The following is a 15,328-nucleotide window of genomic DNA, read 5'->3' on the forward strand; positions in this document are numbered from 1 at the left end:
AAACCCCTCTCCCAGAAGGGCGAGGGGCTTTGAAAGCTCTACTCCCCTTTCTCCCATTTTGGGAGGAAGGGGCTGGGGGATGGAGGGAAAGCCCTGCCCACAAGGGTCTCACAGGACTTATGTGTACTTAGTAGGAGTAAATACCGTGCTTGGAGAACGATCCATCGATTTTGGATGCTTTCGCGCAGCGTGGCGGAGTCAAACTCGGCGAGCCGCTCGTTCTGCTTCCTCAGTTCTTCGTTGCTCTTCCTCAGCGCGGCGGTCTGTTTCTCGTTGGCGAAGCCTGTCGCCAGACTTATTCGACGGTCCCACGCTGCGCACGGGCTTCGCCCTACAACGCCGAAATTAACCAACGCCACCAGGAGGGCTGCCACGGTGAGCCGGTGGATTCGACAAGCTCACCACAGGTTGCTCCAGAGGCGGGCATTGGCGAGGTACCCGAAGAAGAGGAAGTCAGTTGCGTCATAGACCCTCAAAAATGCAATGCTGATCACTAACAGGGTCAGGCTTGTCCCCGGCAGCAGCGACAGAAAGTTGACCCAGCGGTTTATGCAAGCGGACTAGACACTTTCTATCATTATACGTTTAGCCCCCTAGGTGGCGTAAAGTTCAGTAAGTTGGGTGAAACTCGGTGGAACCCAACACCGGGCAACTTTCTGCGATGGAACTTAGCCCGTACAAACTTCCGGGGTTCTAGCTGGGGCTGGCTGTGATGCATCGGCATAGCATCAAACGTTAATTTTCCCTGACGCCATAATGAACATTAACGTTTCCCAGCAGTAATGCTTGACCTATGGCTACCATCCATCCCTCCGTTGACTTTCGCTCCGATACCGTCACCTGGCCCACGGACGAGATGCGAGCGGCGATGGCGGCGGCCACCGTGGGGGACGATGTTTATGGAGAAGACCCCACCGTCAATGCCCTGGAAGCCTTGGCCGCTGAAATGCTGGGCAAAGCCGCCGGGGTATGGGTGACCAGCGGCACCCAGGGTAACCTGATCGCTGCCCTGACCCACGCCCAGCGGGGGGACGAGGCGATCATGGGCGAGGATGCCCACACCTTTTGTTGGGAAGCGGGTGGCATGGCGGTCTTGGGCGGCATTACCCCCCGTCCCCTGCCCACCGACCAGCGGGGGCGGATGGATCTGGCCCAGGTGCAGCGGGCGATCCGGGGGGATGACCCGCACCTGCCCACCAGTCGGCTGATTTTGCTGGAAAACAGTTCGGGCGGTAACCATGGGGCCGCGATCGCCCCTGACTATTTCGCTGCCATCCACGGGATCGCCCAGGCCCACGGACTCAGCACCCATCTGGATGGGGCTCGCCTGTTCAATGCCACCACGGCCCTGGGGTTGCCTCCTACCGCCATCACCCAATGGGTTGACTCAGCCAGCATTTGCCTCAGTAAGGGGCTGTGTGCCCCCGTCGGCTCGGTACTGGTGGGCTCCGAAGATTTCATTCGCCAGGCCCGCCGCCAGCGCAAGCTGTTAGGGGGCGGCATGCGCCAGGCGGGGGTGCTGGCCGCAGCCGGCATCATCGCCTTAAAAACCATGACCCAGCGGCTGCAGGCCGATCACCACCTGGCCCAACGATTGGCCCAGGGGCTAGCCACCATCCCCGGAATTCAGATTGACCCGACTGTGGTAGAAACCAATATGGTGTTCTTTGCCCTGGCAGATACTGTGGCGATTACCCCCGCCGAGCTGGTGACCAGGTTGAGCCATAATTACGGCTTGCACATCGGCGGCTATGGCGATCGCACCCTGCGCGCCGTCACCCACTACTGGATTCAGCCCCAGCAGGTAGATCGCCTGGTGGAGGCGATCAGTACTTTGGTGTTAGCAGGCAGAAGTCATCACTAAAGGGGACAGGTTTCAGGGGACAGGTTTCAGCCATGGTTGGCCGACATGTACCGCCGTGCAAGCGTACCCAAGGGACATCAACCGAAAAGCGAAAAGGGAAGAACGTAGGGTGTAGCCCGTGCGCAGCAGAGGGAAGAATTCAAAGTCCAAAATCCAAAATCCAAAATTCCCCACCTCCCCACCTCCCCATCCTCCCCATCTCCCCATCCTCCCCCACTCCCCCACTTCCCCACTCTCCCACTCCCCCACTCCCCATGGACCTGTTCGACCACAACCGCCAGACCCAACTCGCCCAAGACGCCCCCCTGGCGGCGCGGTTGCGGCCTCGCACCCTGGACGAATTTATCGGTCAAGATGCGGTGGTGGGGCCGGGGCGACTGTTGCGGCGAGCGATCCAGGCGGACCAGTTATCATCGTTGATTTTCTTTGGGCCACCGGGTACGGGCAAAACTACCCTGGCTCAGATTATTGCCAATACCACCAGTGCCCACTTCATTGCCCTCAATGCGGTGCTGGCGGGGGTCAAAGATATTCGAGAGGCGATCGCCACGGCCCAGGATCTGCGGGGACAGTATGGACGCCGCACAATTTTGTTTATTGATGAAGTGCATCGGTTCAACAAGGCCCAGCAGGATGCCCTGCTGCCCTGGGTGGAAAACGGCACCGTGGTGCTGATTGGGGCCACCACCGAAAACCCATTTTTTGAGGTGAACAAGGCCCTGGTCAGCCGCTCCCGGATTTTTCAGCTGAAGTCCCTGGAGCCGGTGGATTTATATCGGGTGGTTGAGCAGGCATTGGCAGATCGAGAACGGGGTTATGGCGATCGCCCCATTCGACTAGAGCCTGACGCCCTAGACCACCTGGTCAATGTGGCCAATGGCGACGCTCGGGCCTTGCTCAACGCCCTGGAGTTGGCGGTGGAAACCACGGACCCCGATGCCCAGGGGCAGATCCCCATCACTCTGGCGGTGGCGGAAGAGTCGATCCAGCAACGGGCTGTCCTTTACGACAAGGAAGGGGACGCCCACTTTGACACCATCAGCGCCTTTATCAAAAGTGTGCGCGGCTCCGACCCGGATGCTGCCCTCTACTGGTTGGCCCGCATGGTCTATGCTGGCGAAGACCCCCGGTTTATCTTTCGCCGGTTGATTATTCTGGCCAGCGAAGACGTTGGCCTTGGGGACCCCCAGGCGGTGACGGTGGTGACCAGTTGTGCCGAGGCCTTTGACCGGGTGGGCATGCCTGAGGGGCGCTATCCCCTGGCCCAGGCCACCCTGTACCTGGCCACGGCCCCCAAATCCAACAGTACCATGGGCTTTTTTGACGCCCTGGCCCGGGTTGAGCAAGAGCAGGAAGCCGAGGTACCCAGCCCCCTGCGAGATGCCAACCGTGACAAGCAGGGGTTTGGCCATGGCCAGGGCTACCTGTACCCCCATGCCTACCGGGACCACTGGATTGAACAGCAGTACTTACCCCAGGGGTTACAGGGCAAAGTGTTCTACCAGCCCTCGAACCAGGGCTATGAAGCCACCATCCAGGCCCAGGTGGCCCGGCGGCGAGAGGCCCAACTGGCGGCCATGGTGGATGGAGGCGGGGCCTTGCCGGAGGCCTTGACCTATAGCCCTGAGGATCCCGCCCGCGATCGCTGGTTGCAGCGCACCCTCAGCCAAGCGGGGGATCAGTTGGGAGCGCTGCGCGATCGCCTATTTGCCCTGGCTCCGCCCCAACGCCATCACCGCATTCTGGACTTGAATGCCCGCACTGGGCTGCTCACTTGGGAGGCGGTGCGCCGGGTGCCAGAGGGGGGTGTTTTTGCCCGCACCCACACCGCCCAGGACCAGGCGGCCCTAACAGAACAAGCGGCCCAGCTGCCCGCCCTGACTCGGCCGATCATCGTTCACTGTCACCTAGAGGCGATCGCGACCACCCTAGAGGCCCATACCCCAGGCCTACGCTGCGATCGGATTATTGGTCGCAATGCCTTTGCCCAGGCCCAGGACCGCCACAGGTTTGGTGCCCTGCTGACAGCGCTGCTGGCCGTAGGGGGAACCATTGCCCTAGGGGAGACCATTCCCCGCCATAGCCAACCAATTATTGATTTGGTGGATACCACAGCCCTCAACCCAGGATTAGTCCGTCGCTGGCGGCAGGCAGAGGCCGCCTTAGTCAGCCCCGCCGCCCAGGGTCCGCCGTCAGCCACCAGCGATCCTCGCTTCGACTGGGATGAAAACACCCTCGCCAGCAGTTTGGACCTGGCAGGGTTAACGGTGGACATGGCCGTCGAGGCTACGATTAGCCAGATCTACATTTCCCCGGCCCTGCTGCAACGCTGGTTCGCCGTGGATAGCCCCTTACCCAGCTACCGCGATCGGCTGGCGCTACACCTGGCTGAGGCAGACCTGGCTACGATTCAGCAAACCTGCCAGCGTCAGTTACAGGGGCAGACCGTACGATGGCAAACGGCGATCGCGTTTGTGGTCGCCAGGGACAGCTGTTCGGTCTAACTTTCGGGTGCTAACTTTCGGGTCTAACTTTCAGGGGTGTTAGCTGTGTCCTGGATGGCCCTGGCACCGGCTTGGCCCACAAACAGATTATTCAAAAAGGTGGATGCCACCGACAGCACAATTGGGCCGACGATAAACGTCCAAAACCCATGGACCGAAAAACCGGGGGTAATCACCGAGGCCAGCCAGAAACAAATGCCATTTACCACCAGGGAAAACAGCCCCAGGGTCAAGATGGTGATGGGCAGCGACAGAATAAACAGAACCGGCTTGATCACCCCATTCACAATGCCGATAGCGATGGCCGCCAGCATAGCTGCTGGAAAGTTAGCCAGCATCATCCCAGGGAAAATGGCATCCACCAGAACCAGGGATAGGGCCGTGGCTAAGATACTTAAGATATACAGCACCATACAACCATCTCCTTTAGCGACGGAATAACAATTCTTCTATGGTCGCCCATGGCGCTGGTTTTGATATCTGCCTTAAGATGAGTTGATGAGTTAACGATGAGTTATGCCGAATCCTGGGTACTTACCCCCGATGCAAAGGTTGGTGCCGCTTTAATGGCGCGAAACATGCCGAATCGGCAGAGGCCAGTGCCAAAGGCCAGGCGCATCAGCAACAGGGTCGGCACCTCCCGCAGAGACTTGATTAATCCTGACGGCCCAAACTTAATCATCCCTTGGGGTCGCACAATGCCCTGCCAAATCGAGTCCAGCCACGAGGGCAAGGTCTGTTGCGACCAATCGGCGGTTGTCACCTGACCCTGGACCATGCCCGTAGCCTCCAACAGTTCGGCAAACCCTTCAATGCTGGCAAAAGCGGGGTGAGACCACTGGTCTAGCAATTGTTGCATGACTGGCTTCTCCCAGGCATTGAGCGGCTGGCGGCGAACGTCCCGCTGGTTCCAGTCGGCCACTACCAACACTCCACCGGGCTTCAGCACCCGCAGCAGCTCTTTGGCAAAGATCGCCTTATCAGGCATGTGGGGGCCAGCTTCAATGGACCACACCACGTCAAAACTGGCATCAGGAAACGACAGGGCCATGGCGTCATCGACTAAAAACTGGGCCGTCACCCCCTCTGGGGTCAACTGCCGCGCCCGCTCCACCTGGCCAGGGCTAATGGTAATCCCCGTAACCGCAAATCCATAGTCTTTGGCCAAGATGCGGCTGCTACCGCCAATCCCACAACCCACATCCAGCACTGTGGTGCCTGGGGGGAATCGGTCCAACCCTCCCCAACGCACCATTTCATGCACAAAGTCAGCTTTGGCGGCTAAAAAATCTTTACGACACGGCGGGGAGCCGTAGTGCCCCAGGTGAATATGTTCACCCCAGTAAAATTCCAAAATGCCATCGTCAGTCCATTGATCATAGGCATGGGCCACCGAGGCCGAGGATTGATAGCGACGGGCCGTCACTACGTAAATGCCGATGCCGATCGCCAGCAGCACCACGAAGACTCCTAAGCCAGAAACAAATGTCATGCGATTAAGCCTATGAACAGTCAGTTTACCTTTCGCAACCTAGACTATTGTGACAAGCTTCTGAGCCCCCAGCAATCAGGCCGACCTGATCCCCAAAAAATTACCAAATAAAATCCCCTGGCCAAAGACCAGGGGAAACCCCATCAGGAGACGCCTAGCTGACGTTCAAGTTAAGTTTCAAATCGCCTTTAAGCGCTTGTTAATAGAATATCCAATCCCCCTTGACCTTGGCAGGGCAAACCTGGGGATTTTACCTAAACCTTACGGTCACCTTTACAGTTTACTCACGAAAGTCGCTGGCTGATCTCAGGGGAAGTACGGGACTTGGGGGAGGTGGGTGGATGGGTGGATGGGTGGATGGGTGGATGGGTGGATGGGTGGATGGGTGGATGGGTGGATGGGGAGATGGGGAGGTGGGGAGGTGGGGAGGTGGGGAGGTGGGGAGTGGGGGAGTGGGGGAGTGGGGGAGGTGGTGGATTTTGGATTTTGGATTTTTCCCGTTTCGTTCTTCTTTTTTCGTTCTTCAAATGCGTAGGGGCGGACCTGTGTGTCCGTCCTGGCGGGGGAATGGGGGAGGTGGCTTTGGATTTGGGATTGAAATCGTAGGGTGCATTAGCGGTCAGGGTTCTGGGTATTGGCGGTCAACCTGGGGCCGCAATGCACCGGCCAGAAAGGTGGGGAATGGGGGTGGTGGGGAATTTTGAATTCTCTCCTTATTCGTTCTTCTATTTTCGTTTTTCCTTTTCTTCTTAGGCAACCGGAGATAGGGCGATCGCCAGGCCATCTGGCACCCGCCATAACCTACGGCTAAGCAACTTATGGTGACTTATAAAGAACTGCGATCGCCGTGATTTAAGAGTTGCTCAATGGTGGTTAAGCGATGTTGCCAGGACTGGAGGCGATAGCTACTGTTGGCCGTGTTCACCAGGGCCCCACGACTAATGGGGGCACGCACCTGGGCTAAGTCAGCTTTTGCCGCCTCTAACCGGCGCAAAGAGGGGGATGCTGCCAAGGCCTGCAATTCCGCTTCTAAACGATTGGCGGCTTCAACCCATTGAGTCAACCGATCGCGGTCCATCCACAGTTTTTGTTGAGCCAGTAGCCAGTGCCATTCTCGCTGGAGGGTCTGATAGCGGCTAAAGGCCATTTGATAGGGGGTTTGAGGGGTTGGGGAGGGGTTCCCTGGGGTGGGGGCAGAGAGGGTGTGGAAATCAGCCCCGAAATCGGCTGCGGCAAACAGGGCGTAACCGGGGGTGGGCAGGTCCCGGGACACCTGGATTTGATCGAGGGCTGCCCGGTTGGAGAGGGACAGGAGGCGAATGCCGGGAATCACTAAGGTGGACCCAAAGGTTTGGTTGATTAACCAGGGGCGCACCAGGCGATCAAAACGGCTGGTGTCGGCGGCGTAGCTCATCAACACAATCCAGTCTAAGTAGCCTGCCTGGGCCCAGGTGCCCCAGTCTTGCTGAATTCGTTGTTGGCGATCGTGCTCCCCATTGGCAAATACTGCCGCTGACATCACCAGCCTAGGTCGTTGGCGCTTCAGGGTACTGGCGATGGTCTCGACAAACGAATTGACCTGCTGAATGCGGTAGTCGGTCCAACGATCCCACAGCGCCTGTTGCTGAATTTGCTGGCTGCGGGGTATGGTCTGGTCAGGGCGAGGACTGAGATTAATTGGGTCTATCCCGGTCAGGCTCTGAAATTGCCAGCGGGCGACCTCACCATAGCCATAGGTGCGGTTGGCCCCAGGGTCTTGAAAGGGGTAGCGAATATAGTCCAGATGAACCCCATCTACCGCGTATTCGCTGACAATTTCAGTCAACAACTCGGTTAAATAGCGGCGTACCCGAGGGTTAGCCGGATCTAAAAAAGGCTTATCTTGGCCCCGGGGAATCAGGTTGCCGTGGTTGTCATAGGCGGCCCAATCCGGGTGGCGAGCCAGGAGCGGGCCGGGGTAGTCGATGGGCAAATTTAGCAGTTGATTGTGCCGCTGATTGCCCGCCGCAAACACCCACACCCAGGCGTGCAAGGTCATCTGGCGCTGGTGGGCTAAGGTCACTGCCGCCGCCAGTGGATCCCACTCGCGGGTGAGGGGGTTTTGCTCTGGGGCTACCCGACTGGGGTAAATTGGGTAACCGGCGTTCACGGTTTCAAAGAAAACTGTGGTAATGCCAGCAGCAGCCAACCGGTCAAACACCTGGGCCAATCCAGCGGGCGATCGCGCCGCGACAATGGTGCCCCGATCGAGCCAGACCGCTCGAATCTCGGCCTGGTCGACGATCGGATTCTGGGGAAAGCTGGCCCACAGTTGATCGCGCACGGCAACCCAGCGATCGCGCAAGGTATTGTGCTGCCCCGCTGCCAGCAGTTCGTCCCATTGTGCCAACAGTTGCTGGGCCTCCGTCAAGGCAGGATGCAAAATCAGTGGGGCTGTGCCGCTGCCCTTGATCGACTCAGCGGTGGCTAGCCCGCCGCCCTCCGTGGGTAGGGTCAAGGTGGTTGGCATCTCCTGGGAGTTAACCATCAACAGCGCGCTTTCTAGTCGGCCCACCAGATTTTTTAGCTCTTGCTGCATGGCTAAAAAGACCACCAGGCTGGGGGGGCGGCCGCTGGGGGGCAGGTCAATCACCGCTGGAGCGGTTTGGTCCGCCGGATCGCTCAGGCTAGGGGCGGGGTCAGCGTCAGGGGCGGGTTGAGGGGGCCGCGATCGCTGACTCGGTGGCGGTAGCGGGGGACTGACTGGGTTACTGGGTCGCCGTCCTGGGCGGGGCGGCGGCGGCTGAGGGGCAACTGGGGCCAGGATGTCGGGGAGCAGTTGATCCAGGACATCTTCGGGTGCCCCATGGACGGGTGAGTCAGCGATCGCCTGGGTTGTCGGGTAAGCGGACTGGGCATAGGCCAGAAGACAGCCGTTCCATCCCATGCCTAAACTGAGCCCCAGCAATGCTGTACCCAAGAGGGGAGCCTGTTCCCAACTCGCCTTAACCATGCCCAAACCCGATCGATACGGCGCCCATTGTGGCATAGGTGCCTGGCTTTGGCATCGGCAAAGTCCGCAGGCCGAGGATTAACCTCAGTCGAAACTCGATTGGGTTTAGGGACTTCAGGAGCCAGGGGACAGGAGACAGGGGACAGGAGACAGGGGACAGGAGACAGGAGACAGGGGACAGGGGACAGGGGACAGGGGACAGGGGACAGGGGACAGGGGAGTTGATCCCTCCTACTCATTACAATAGTTAGGAGTACTCATAAGCAGGTAAGCAGGAGTTCCCTTGAGCACCATTAACCCCATCCATGTGATTGGCGGCGGCCTAGCGGGCACCGAGGCGACCTGGCAAATTGCCCAGGCCGGGGTACCGGTAGTGCTCCATGAAATGCGACCTCACCGGCAATCCCCCGCCCACCACAGCGAGCATGTGGCCGAACTGGTGTGCAGCAATTCCTTTGGAGCCCAGGCGACAGACCGGGCTTCGGGGCTGTTGCACGAAGAACTGCGGCAACTGGGGTCGGTGGTCATCGCCAAGGCCGACCAGCACCAGGTGCCCGCTGGCGGGGCCCTGGCTGTGGATCGGGCGCTCTTCAGTCGCGACCTGACCGAAACCCTAGAACAGCACCCCTTAATTGAGTTACGGCGAGACGAAGTCAGCCAAATTCCCCCCGCCGGGATTGTGGTGCTGACCACAGGTCCCCTGACTAGCCCAGCCCTATCCCAAGACCTCCAGCGGTTTACGGGGCAGGCCTACATGAGCTTTTTTGATGCCGCCAGCCCGATTGTGGTGGGCGACAGCATCGATCAGTCGGTGGCGTTTATGGCCTCCCGCTATGACCGGGGAGAGGCAGCTTACCTCAACTGCCCGATGACCAAGGCCCAGTACCTACACTTTTGGACAGCCCTTTGTCAGGCGGAACAGGCGGAACTGAAAGACTTTGAGCGGGAGACCGCCAAGTTTTTTGAGGCCTGTCTACCGATCGAAGAAATGGCCCGTCGTGGGGAAGACACCATGCGCTATGGGCCGCTAAAGCCGGTGGGTCTGTTCGATGCCCGCCTGGGGGACTTCAAGGATCCAGCTAACAAGGCCAAAAAGCCTTATGCCGTGGTGCAACTCCGCCAGGAGGACAAAGGGGGGCAACTGTGGAACATGGTGGGCTTTCAGACGAATTTGCGCTGGGGGGAACAAAAGCGCGTGTTTCGTCTAATTCCAGGCTTAGAGCAGGCGGAGTTTGTGCGCATGGGGGTGATGCACCGCAACACCTTTGTCAATTCCCCAGAACTGCTGCACCCTACCCTGCAATTTAAGATCCGCCCCACCCTGTTGGCCGCCGGGCAGTTAGTGGGTACCGAAGGCTACACCGCAGCGTCTGCTGGCGGTTGGTTGGCAGGCACCAATGCCGCCCGTCTGGCCCTGGGCAAAGCTCCCCTGGCCCTACCGGTGACAACAATGCTAGGAGCACTGGTAGACTTTATTAGTACTGCCGAGCCCAAGCATTTTCAGCCCATGCCCCCCAACTTTGGCATCTTACCCCCCTTGCCAATCAAGGTGCGCAATAAGCGAGAACGCTATGGGCAATATCGCGATCGCGGCCTCAGCGACCTGCAAACCTGGTGCCATAACCATCAGATTGCCGCGGGAACTAGCGCCTGGGTGACCAGTGCCTAAGCTATCTATCCCAGGTCCAGCTCAGGATCTGGAGTTCTGCCTGTGGCAAAACTCCAGGTCTGGACTTGGCTCTGGTTTATTTCTGCAAGGCAGTCCTAGTGCCGAGTCAAGACTAAAAATCAGGGTCCCGCAGGTTGGGTTCCACTGCGTTTTACCCAGCCTACAAGTTTACGATTGACAGACCACTAGCCTTGTCCATATTTTTCCTCTCCATAGAATTGTGTTGGGGGGTAGGCATTCCAGCGGTCTTCTCTATAATTAAGGGGAGATTAAGAGAAACATTAAAGAGCTGTTAAGAAAAGCTAACCTATGCCCTATGACTTATTCCAATTCCTCGAATCGCCGTGAGCTAGACAATTTCCTCTATCCCCGCAGCCGCTACTACGGGGAGTTTTCGCCTCAGCAGCTCACCTTCAATGCTAATTTGCAAGAGTTTGCCCAGCGGGTAGGGTATATTTCGGGCTTGCAAACAGGGGGTAAGCTTTCCCCAGACGAGGCCTACCAACAGATTAAAGGGCTCTATAAACAGCTCAAGGCCAGCAAAAAAGGGCTGGGTCTATAAGGCCTCCGGTCCAGGGCTGTTTTCCAGGTCAGTATCGGTGTCTGCCTGGGGCGGTTGGTCAGCTTCCGGCCAGGGGATGCGCTCGTCTTCAGCCAACAGACGAGCTATTTCCCGGGCGCCATAGCGATTGATATGGCTCGGATCAGCAAACAGGTGGGATTGCCATCGCCAGACATCTAGCAGGTCAACCAGGGTCATGGCCTCGGCGCGTGCTTGCAGAAATTGCTGAAACTGCCGCTCATAGCCAATTCTGACGGGGTCTAAGTAATCATTACTGAGGGGCAGATTGACAAAGACCAGGGGAATGTTTTCTGCCCTGAGAAAATCAATCACCGCCTCAAATGACATGGCTTGCACCCCACCTTCTAAACGAAAAGGACGGTAGGCATTGTCATACTGCCCCCTTACCCGAGGAAAGGTTTGATAGTAAACCGCCGGATTGAACTGGTCATTCACCGCCAAGAACCCCTGGCTGTTAATCGGGCTGGCGGGTACTGTGCCATCCGCTTTGGCAGCCGGGTCAGCGTCTGTCTCAGGGCCTTGGTCTGTCTCTGCCTGGGGTTGACTGGCTTCAGTATCTGCCTGATCGGTATCTTGCACAGTCAGCCGGGCTCCCGTCTGTACAGCCGCATAGCCTGGGGACGCTAATACTTCCGCAAACGTACGATCAAACCGCCCACTATTTAACCCCCGAGAGCCCTCAGCCCAAATCACCAGGCGGGGATACATATCCGGTGCTAACAATTGCCGGGTAATAAAGCTTACAACCTGGGCGGTAGCCCCGTTCACGCTAAAGTTATAGACCCGCAGGCCAGGATAGCCCTGTACCGCCAGAGCCTGTTGCAACACTACCGGGTCAATCCCTTGAAGGGCACGGGAGCTACCCAGGATGAGAATATCTGGCGGCCCCAGGGTCGCCACATAGGAATGGTAGAGGCTCACCTGCTCATCAAAGACATCTGTACCCAGGGGTGGGAACACCCGTGAAACTCCGGCTTGGCGAGCCTGTTGTTGGGCCACCTGCAAATTGCTGAGGTAATCCTGGGCCTTGCGCTGGCTAAACACCTGGCGCGGGTCATCGGCTGGGATAGCCTTGAGTAGCCCCACTGACTGGCTCCAAGCTTGAGCCACCTGGTTCCACTCAGCGGCAGTGGAGGCCTCCTGAGCCAGCTGGGCGGCCCGATTTGCCTCCCCAGCCGCCTGGTACCAGAGGGTAGCGCCGTCCATTGGCGGGGAGGCGGCATTAGCGGTCAATGGCTGACGCGGTTCTGAGGTAGACGAGGGGCCATTGAGGCAGCCCGTCACTACCAAAGCCAGGGGCACTAGCCATCGTCTGGGACCAAAGTTCAATCGTGTCATTGCTCTAGCACTCGACAGCGGAAATAGCCCTGTTATGCTTAAAAGGCATAACTCCTGGAATATGGACAGATCCCTTGTCTGCCTTTTGCCTTCTTACCTTTGCCTTCCTGTACTAGCCAGTCCAGACTGGATGTTCAGCAGGCTGGTCCTGAGGGTGCAATGCTATTCTACCGTGCCAAGCCGGGGGGCTGGGGACCCAGTCTGACCTTTCGCGACGGCGGAACAGCCTTGGGAAAGATTTGCTTTTAGGAAACTCTCTGCGATAGTTGAGACTATGCCGAACGTCCATGAGGTAATCTGTGGTTCCCCTGAAAGACTACAACCCGGTACGCACAACCCCCTATGTGACCTATGGGTTAATTGTGCTGAATGTGGCCATTTTCCTCTACGAACTCAGTTTGCCCTCCACTGGGCTAACCAGCTTTTTCCAGGCCTGGGCAGTAGTCCCCCAGGAGTTATCCCATAGTTTGGATACCGGGGTCTCGGTGGTTAACGCTGAGGAGTGGCTAACCCTGATCACCAGCCAGTTCCTCCATGGCGGCTTTTTACATTTGGCTGGCAATATGCTTTATCTGTGGATCTTCGGCAACAATGTCGAAGACCAGATGGGGTCTTTCAGATTTTTGCTGTTTTACCTGCTGTGCGGGGTGCTGGCTAACCTGGCCCAGTGGTTTTTTGCCATGGGGTCTGATATTCCATCGTTAGGGGCTAGCGGCGCGATCGCTGGAGTGATGGGAGCCTATATTTTCCGGTTTCCAAATGTGCGAATTTTGACCCTGGTGCCCTTGGGCCCATTCCCCTTACCGCTGCAAATTCCAGCCATTTTCTATCTGGGTATTTGGTTTTTGCAGCAGGCCTTTTACGGCCTAGCCAGCCTCGAAGCCCCGACGATGATTGGGATGGAAGGAGGCGGCATTGCCTACATGGCCCACGCGGGTGGCTTCGTGATTGGAGCTTTAGTGGGTCCCCTATTTGGGCTGTTTGAGGACCAGGATGCCCTAGATGAAGCGGATGCTGAGGCCCCATCGGTGGATTAGGACAGCTTCGCTAAAATGTGGCGCTGACTCGCAGCGGTTGCAGGTAGTCGTAGTAGCAGGCCGCTTCGTCTACCGAAACCACCGAGTCAAGCTGGGCCAGTAAATTTTGTAGAGCGTTCACCTGGTTGCCAATCATATTGTTCACATCCAGGGTAAGGTCCAGGCTTACAGGGGCCTGGTTCCCAGCTAGCCGTCGGGTCACCAATTGTTGCCATTCCAGTTCATAGGGTAGCCAGGCATGGTCAGCGGGCTTAAACCGTTGAGCCACAGGCTGCGAGGAACGGGCATACCGTAGTACTTGGGGCGCCGAGTGGGCGGCAGCTGGCCCCAGGGGGGTGATTTCGATTTGAGTCGCCCCCAAACACTCCAGTAAATACACCAGGGCCTGTTGCCGTTCGTCTAACAGTTCGGCAAAAAAGGTGGCCACCGGCAGATACACATGCCGGTAAGCCGGCAGAGGATGCTGGCGGTAATATCGCTGGACAATGGGGTGACCGGGTAAAAATCGCATGGTTGCAGGCAATGCTGTCACGGGTGCCTTATCAACCACCATGTCATACCAATCGTTTAGGTTCACACGGGTTAAGGCCTGGTATAGCAACCGCGAGTCATGGTTTCGCCTGCGGATGGGGCTATCGTCACTGAGTTTGGCCGGCAGTTGGTCTTTGAGCAGTAGGCGTACAGTCCAGAAAAGGGCGGCCGTGCTACCAGGCAACTGCAATGCCGTTAACAGCTCTAGGGAGTTAACTAAAGAGTGGGTATACAGCATCAACTGCTGCATAGCCCGCCGCAGATCCAATTCGGCCCGGGCAATGACCACATCCTGGTCTGGCAAACTTTGCTCAATTGGATCTTGAAAATCTCGGGAGCTTTGTCCAGGACCCAGCACATGGAGCACTGACCGCTGACCTACAGGGGGAGTGTGAGGCGACCGTTGTCGACCAAAAGACCGGTGGCGAAACATGGTGGGACTAGCGAGAGAGCAGCAGAGCATCACCTAATCTCCCCTATGATGCATTACCCAGGCGATTTGTGAAACCGCAGATGGCTCTCTTAATCACACTTAGTCAAAGCCTTGTCTGGTTTAGCCTGCTCGATTCCAACGCCTGTCCAGGACAAGGGTGGATTGGGGGGTAGGCGATATCCATGGCCAGCTTTTGGGGATGCATTGCAACCTCCCTGAGTAATTGTTACATTACTTAACAAAAGCAGGCTGATGGTGAGTGCTTAACCGACCCCTAAGGTCTGTGGTGTTGCAGATAGAAAAGGTAAAGCAAGTGGCAGATCTAAGATCAACCAGAACAGACCTGATGCAGGTTTTAGATCTCTATGCTGGGGGGAGGCGCAATTTCAGTCACCTGGACTTTCATGAAGCGTGGATGCCTGGCATTGCCGTGCCGGGGATAAATTTGAGTCAAACGAACTTGGCCTCTGCTAACTTTTTTGGTGCTGTGCTAGAAGCCGCTTGCCTGAATGGGTCTAACCTGTGGCGGGCCAATTTGGGCGAAGCTAACTTAGTGCGGGTGAGTTTTCAGCGAGCCATTTTGATTCGGGCATTCCTGGGGCGAGCGGATCTATCGGCTGCGGACTTACGGTGCAGTGACTTGCGTTTGGCTGATATCAGTCAAGGCAGGTTGTGCCAGGCTAATTTGCAAAACGCTGATTTAAGCTACACCAACTTGTCTGGCGCCAACTTGACAGAGGCGGACTTGCGCGGAGCGGATTTGCGCGGAGCGGATTTGCGTGGGGCCGATTTGGCCGGGGCCATCCTGGAAGGGGCCAATCTGGATCGGGCCTTGTGGGACCAGGAAAAGCTGCCCTTGGCTAAGCGATAGTGCCCCTTCGGCAG

12 protein-coding genes are annotated in these 15,328 nt (G+C 57.6%); 7 read left to right on the plus strand and 5 right to left on the minus strand.

The window, feature by feature from the left end:
• The first annotated feature begins 149 nt into the window (after positions 1 to 149).
• The 3 genes from E1H13_RS09385 (at position 150) to E1H13_RS09395 (ending at position 4,368) form a co-directional block, all read left to right on the plus strand.
• Positions 150 to 497, plus strand: a complete 348-nt coding sequence (locus tag E1H13_RS09385) for a hypothetical protein (protein WP_169613155.1) — start codon at positions 150 to 152, stop codon at positions 495 to 497.
• A gap of 296 nt (positions 498 to 793) precedes the next feature.
• Positions 794 to 1,864, plus strand: a complete 1,071-nt coding sequence (ltaE, locus tag E1H13_RS09390; protein WP_169613156.1) for a low-specificity L-threonine aldolase — start codon at positions 794 to 796, stop codon at positions 1,862 to 1,864.
• A 254-nt stretch (positions 1,865 to 2,118) separates the two neighbouring features.
• Positions 2,119 to 4,368 (plus strand): AAA family ATPase, encoded by a 2,250-nt coding sequence (locus E1H13_RS09395; protein WP_169613157.1) that lies wholly within the window; start codon positions 2,119 to 2,121, stop codon positions 4,366 to 4,368.
• Between the two features lie 23 nt (positions 4,369 to 4,391).
• Here the strand turns inward: E1H13_RS09395 and E1H13_RS09400 are convergent, their stop codons facing one another.
• The 3 genes from E1H13_RS09400 to E1H13_RS09410 form a co-directional block, all read right to left on the minus strand.
• Positions 4,392 to 4,781, minus strand: a complete 390-nt coding sequence (locus tag E1H13_RS09400; RefSeq protein WP_169613158.1) for a phage holin family protein — start codon at positions 4,779 to 4,781, stop codon at positions 4,392 to 4,394.
• 101 nt (positions 4,782 to 4,882) lie between these two features.
• The gene (locus E1H13_RS09405; protein WP_169613159.1) at positions 4,883 to 5,860 is read right to left on the minus strand and encodes a methyltransferase domain-containing protein; all 978 of its coding nucleotides are present in this window, start codon (positions 5,858 to 5,860) and stop codon (positions 4,883 to 4,885) included.
• Positions 5,861 to 6,686: 826 nt separating this feature from the next.
• Positions 6,687 to 8,852 carry a family 10 glycosylhydrolase gene (locus tag E1H13_RS09410; RefSeq protein WP_169613160.1) on the minus strand — a complete coding sequence of 722 codons (2,166 nt, stop codon included), beginning with the start codon at positions 8,850 to 8,852 and terminating at the stop codon, positions 6,687 to 6,689.
• 283 nt (positions 8,853 to 9,135) lie between these two features.
• Here E1H13_RS09410 and trmFO point away from each other — a divergent pair, with 283 nt between their 5' ends.
• The gene (trmFO, locus tag E1H13_RS09415; protein ID WP_169613161.1) at positions 9,136 to 10,521 is read left to right on the plus strand and encodes an FADH(2)-oxidizing methylenetetrahydrofolate--tRNA-(uracil(54)-C(5))-methyltransferase TrmFO; all 1,386 of its coding nucleotides are present in this window, start codon (positions 9,136 to 9,138) and stop codon (positions 10,519 to 10,521) included.
• Between the two features lie 316 nt (positions 10,522 to 10,837).
• The gene (locus E1H13_RS09420) at positions 10,838 to 11,083 is read left to right on the plus strand and encodes a hypothetical protein (protein ID WP_169613162.1); all 246 of its coding nucleotides are present in this window, start codon (positions 10,838 to 10,840) and stop codon (positions 11,081 to 11,083) included.
• Here E1H13_RS09420 and E1H13_RS09425 read toward each other — a convergent pair.
• Positions 11,078 to 12,442 carry a hypothetical protein gene (locus E1H13_RS09425; RefSeq protein WP_169613163.1) on the minus strand — a complete coding sequence of 455 codons (1,365 nt, stop codon included), beginning with the start codon at positions 12,440 to 12,442 and terminating at the stop codon, positions 11,078 to 11,080. The two genes, E1H13_RS09420 and E1H13_RS09425, sit on opposite strands and share 6 nt — an antisense overlap.
• A 299-nt stretch (positions 12,443 to 12,741) precedes the next feature.
• Between E1H13_RS09425 and E1H13_RS09430 the strand changes: the two genes are divergently transcribed.
• Positions 12,742 to 13,479: a rhomboid family intramembrane serine protease gene (locus tag E1H13_RS09430; protein ID WP_169613164.1), complete on the plus strand. Its 738-nt coding sequence runs from the start codon at positions 12,742 to 12,744 to the stop codon at positions 13,477 to 13,479.
• Positions 13,480 to 13,489: 10 nt separating this feature from the next.
• Here the strand turns inward: E1H13_RS09430 and E1H13_RS09435 are convergent, their stop codons facing one another.
• Positions 13,490 to 14,473, minus strand: a complete 984-nt coding sequence (locus E1H13_RS09435) for a hypothetical protein (RefSeq protein ID WP_169613165.1) — start codon at positions 14,471 to 14,473, stop codon at positions 13,490 to 13,492.
• A gap of 316 nt (positions 14,474 to 14,789) precedes the next feature.
• On the opposite strand from E1H13_RS09435, the gene E1H13_RS09440 reads away from it, so the two are divergent.
• Complete coding sequence (locus E1H13_RS09440) at positions 14,790 to 15,314, plus strand: pentapeptide repeat-containing protein (protein WP_169613166.1); 525 nt, start codon at positions 14,790 to 14,792, stop codon at positions 15,312 to 15,314.
• Positions 15,315 to 15,328: the final 14 nt, after the last annotated feature.

This window comes from Nodosilinea sp. P-1105, from assembly GCF_012911975.1.
Classification (GTDB): Bacteria; Cyanobacteriota; Cyanobacteriia; order Phormidesmidales; family Phormidesmidaceae; genus Nodosilinea.

Coding starts and splice junctions, on each gene's coding strand:
- ltaE (WP_169613156.1), top strand. CDS start 794: ATGGCTACCATCCATCCCTCCGTTGACTTTCGCTCCGATACCGTCACC.
- E1H13_RS09395 (WP_169613157.1), top strand. CDS start 2,119: ATGGACCTGTTCGACCACAACCGCCAGACCCAACTCGCCCAAGACGCC.
- E1H13_RS09400 (WP_169613158.1), bottom strand. CDS start 4,781: ATGGTGCTGTATATCTTAAGTATCTTAGCCACGGCCCTATCCCTGGTT.
- E1H13_RS09405 (WP_169613159.1), bottom strand. CDS start 5,860: ATGACATTTGTTTCTGGCTTAGGAGTCTTCGTGGTGCTGCTGGCGATC.
- E1H13_RS09410 (WP_169613160.1), bottom strand. CDS start 8,852: ATGGTTAAGGCGAGTTGGGAACAGGCTCCCCTCTTGGGTACAGCATTG.
- E1H13_RS09420 (WP_169613162.1), top strand. CDS start 10,838: ATGACTTATTCCAATTCCTCGAATCGCCGTGAGCTAGACAATTTCCTC.
- E1H13_RS09425 (WP_169613163.1), bottom strand. CDS start 12,442: ATGACACGATTGAACTTTGGTCCCAGACGATGGCTAGTGCCCCTGGCT.
- E1H13_RS09435 (WP_169613165.1), bottom strand. CDS start 14,473: ATGCTCTGCTGCTCTCTCGCTAGTCCCACCATGTTTCGCCACCGGTCT.
- E1H13_RS09440 (WP_169613166.1), top strand. CDS start 14,790: ATGCAGGTTTTAGATCTCTATGCTGGGGGGAGGCGCAATTTCAGTCAC.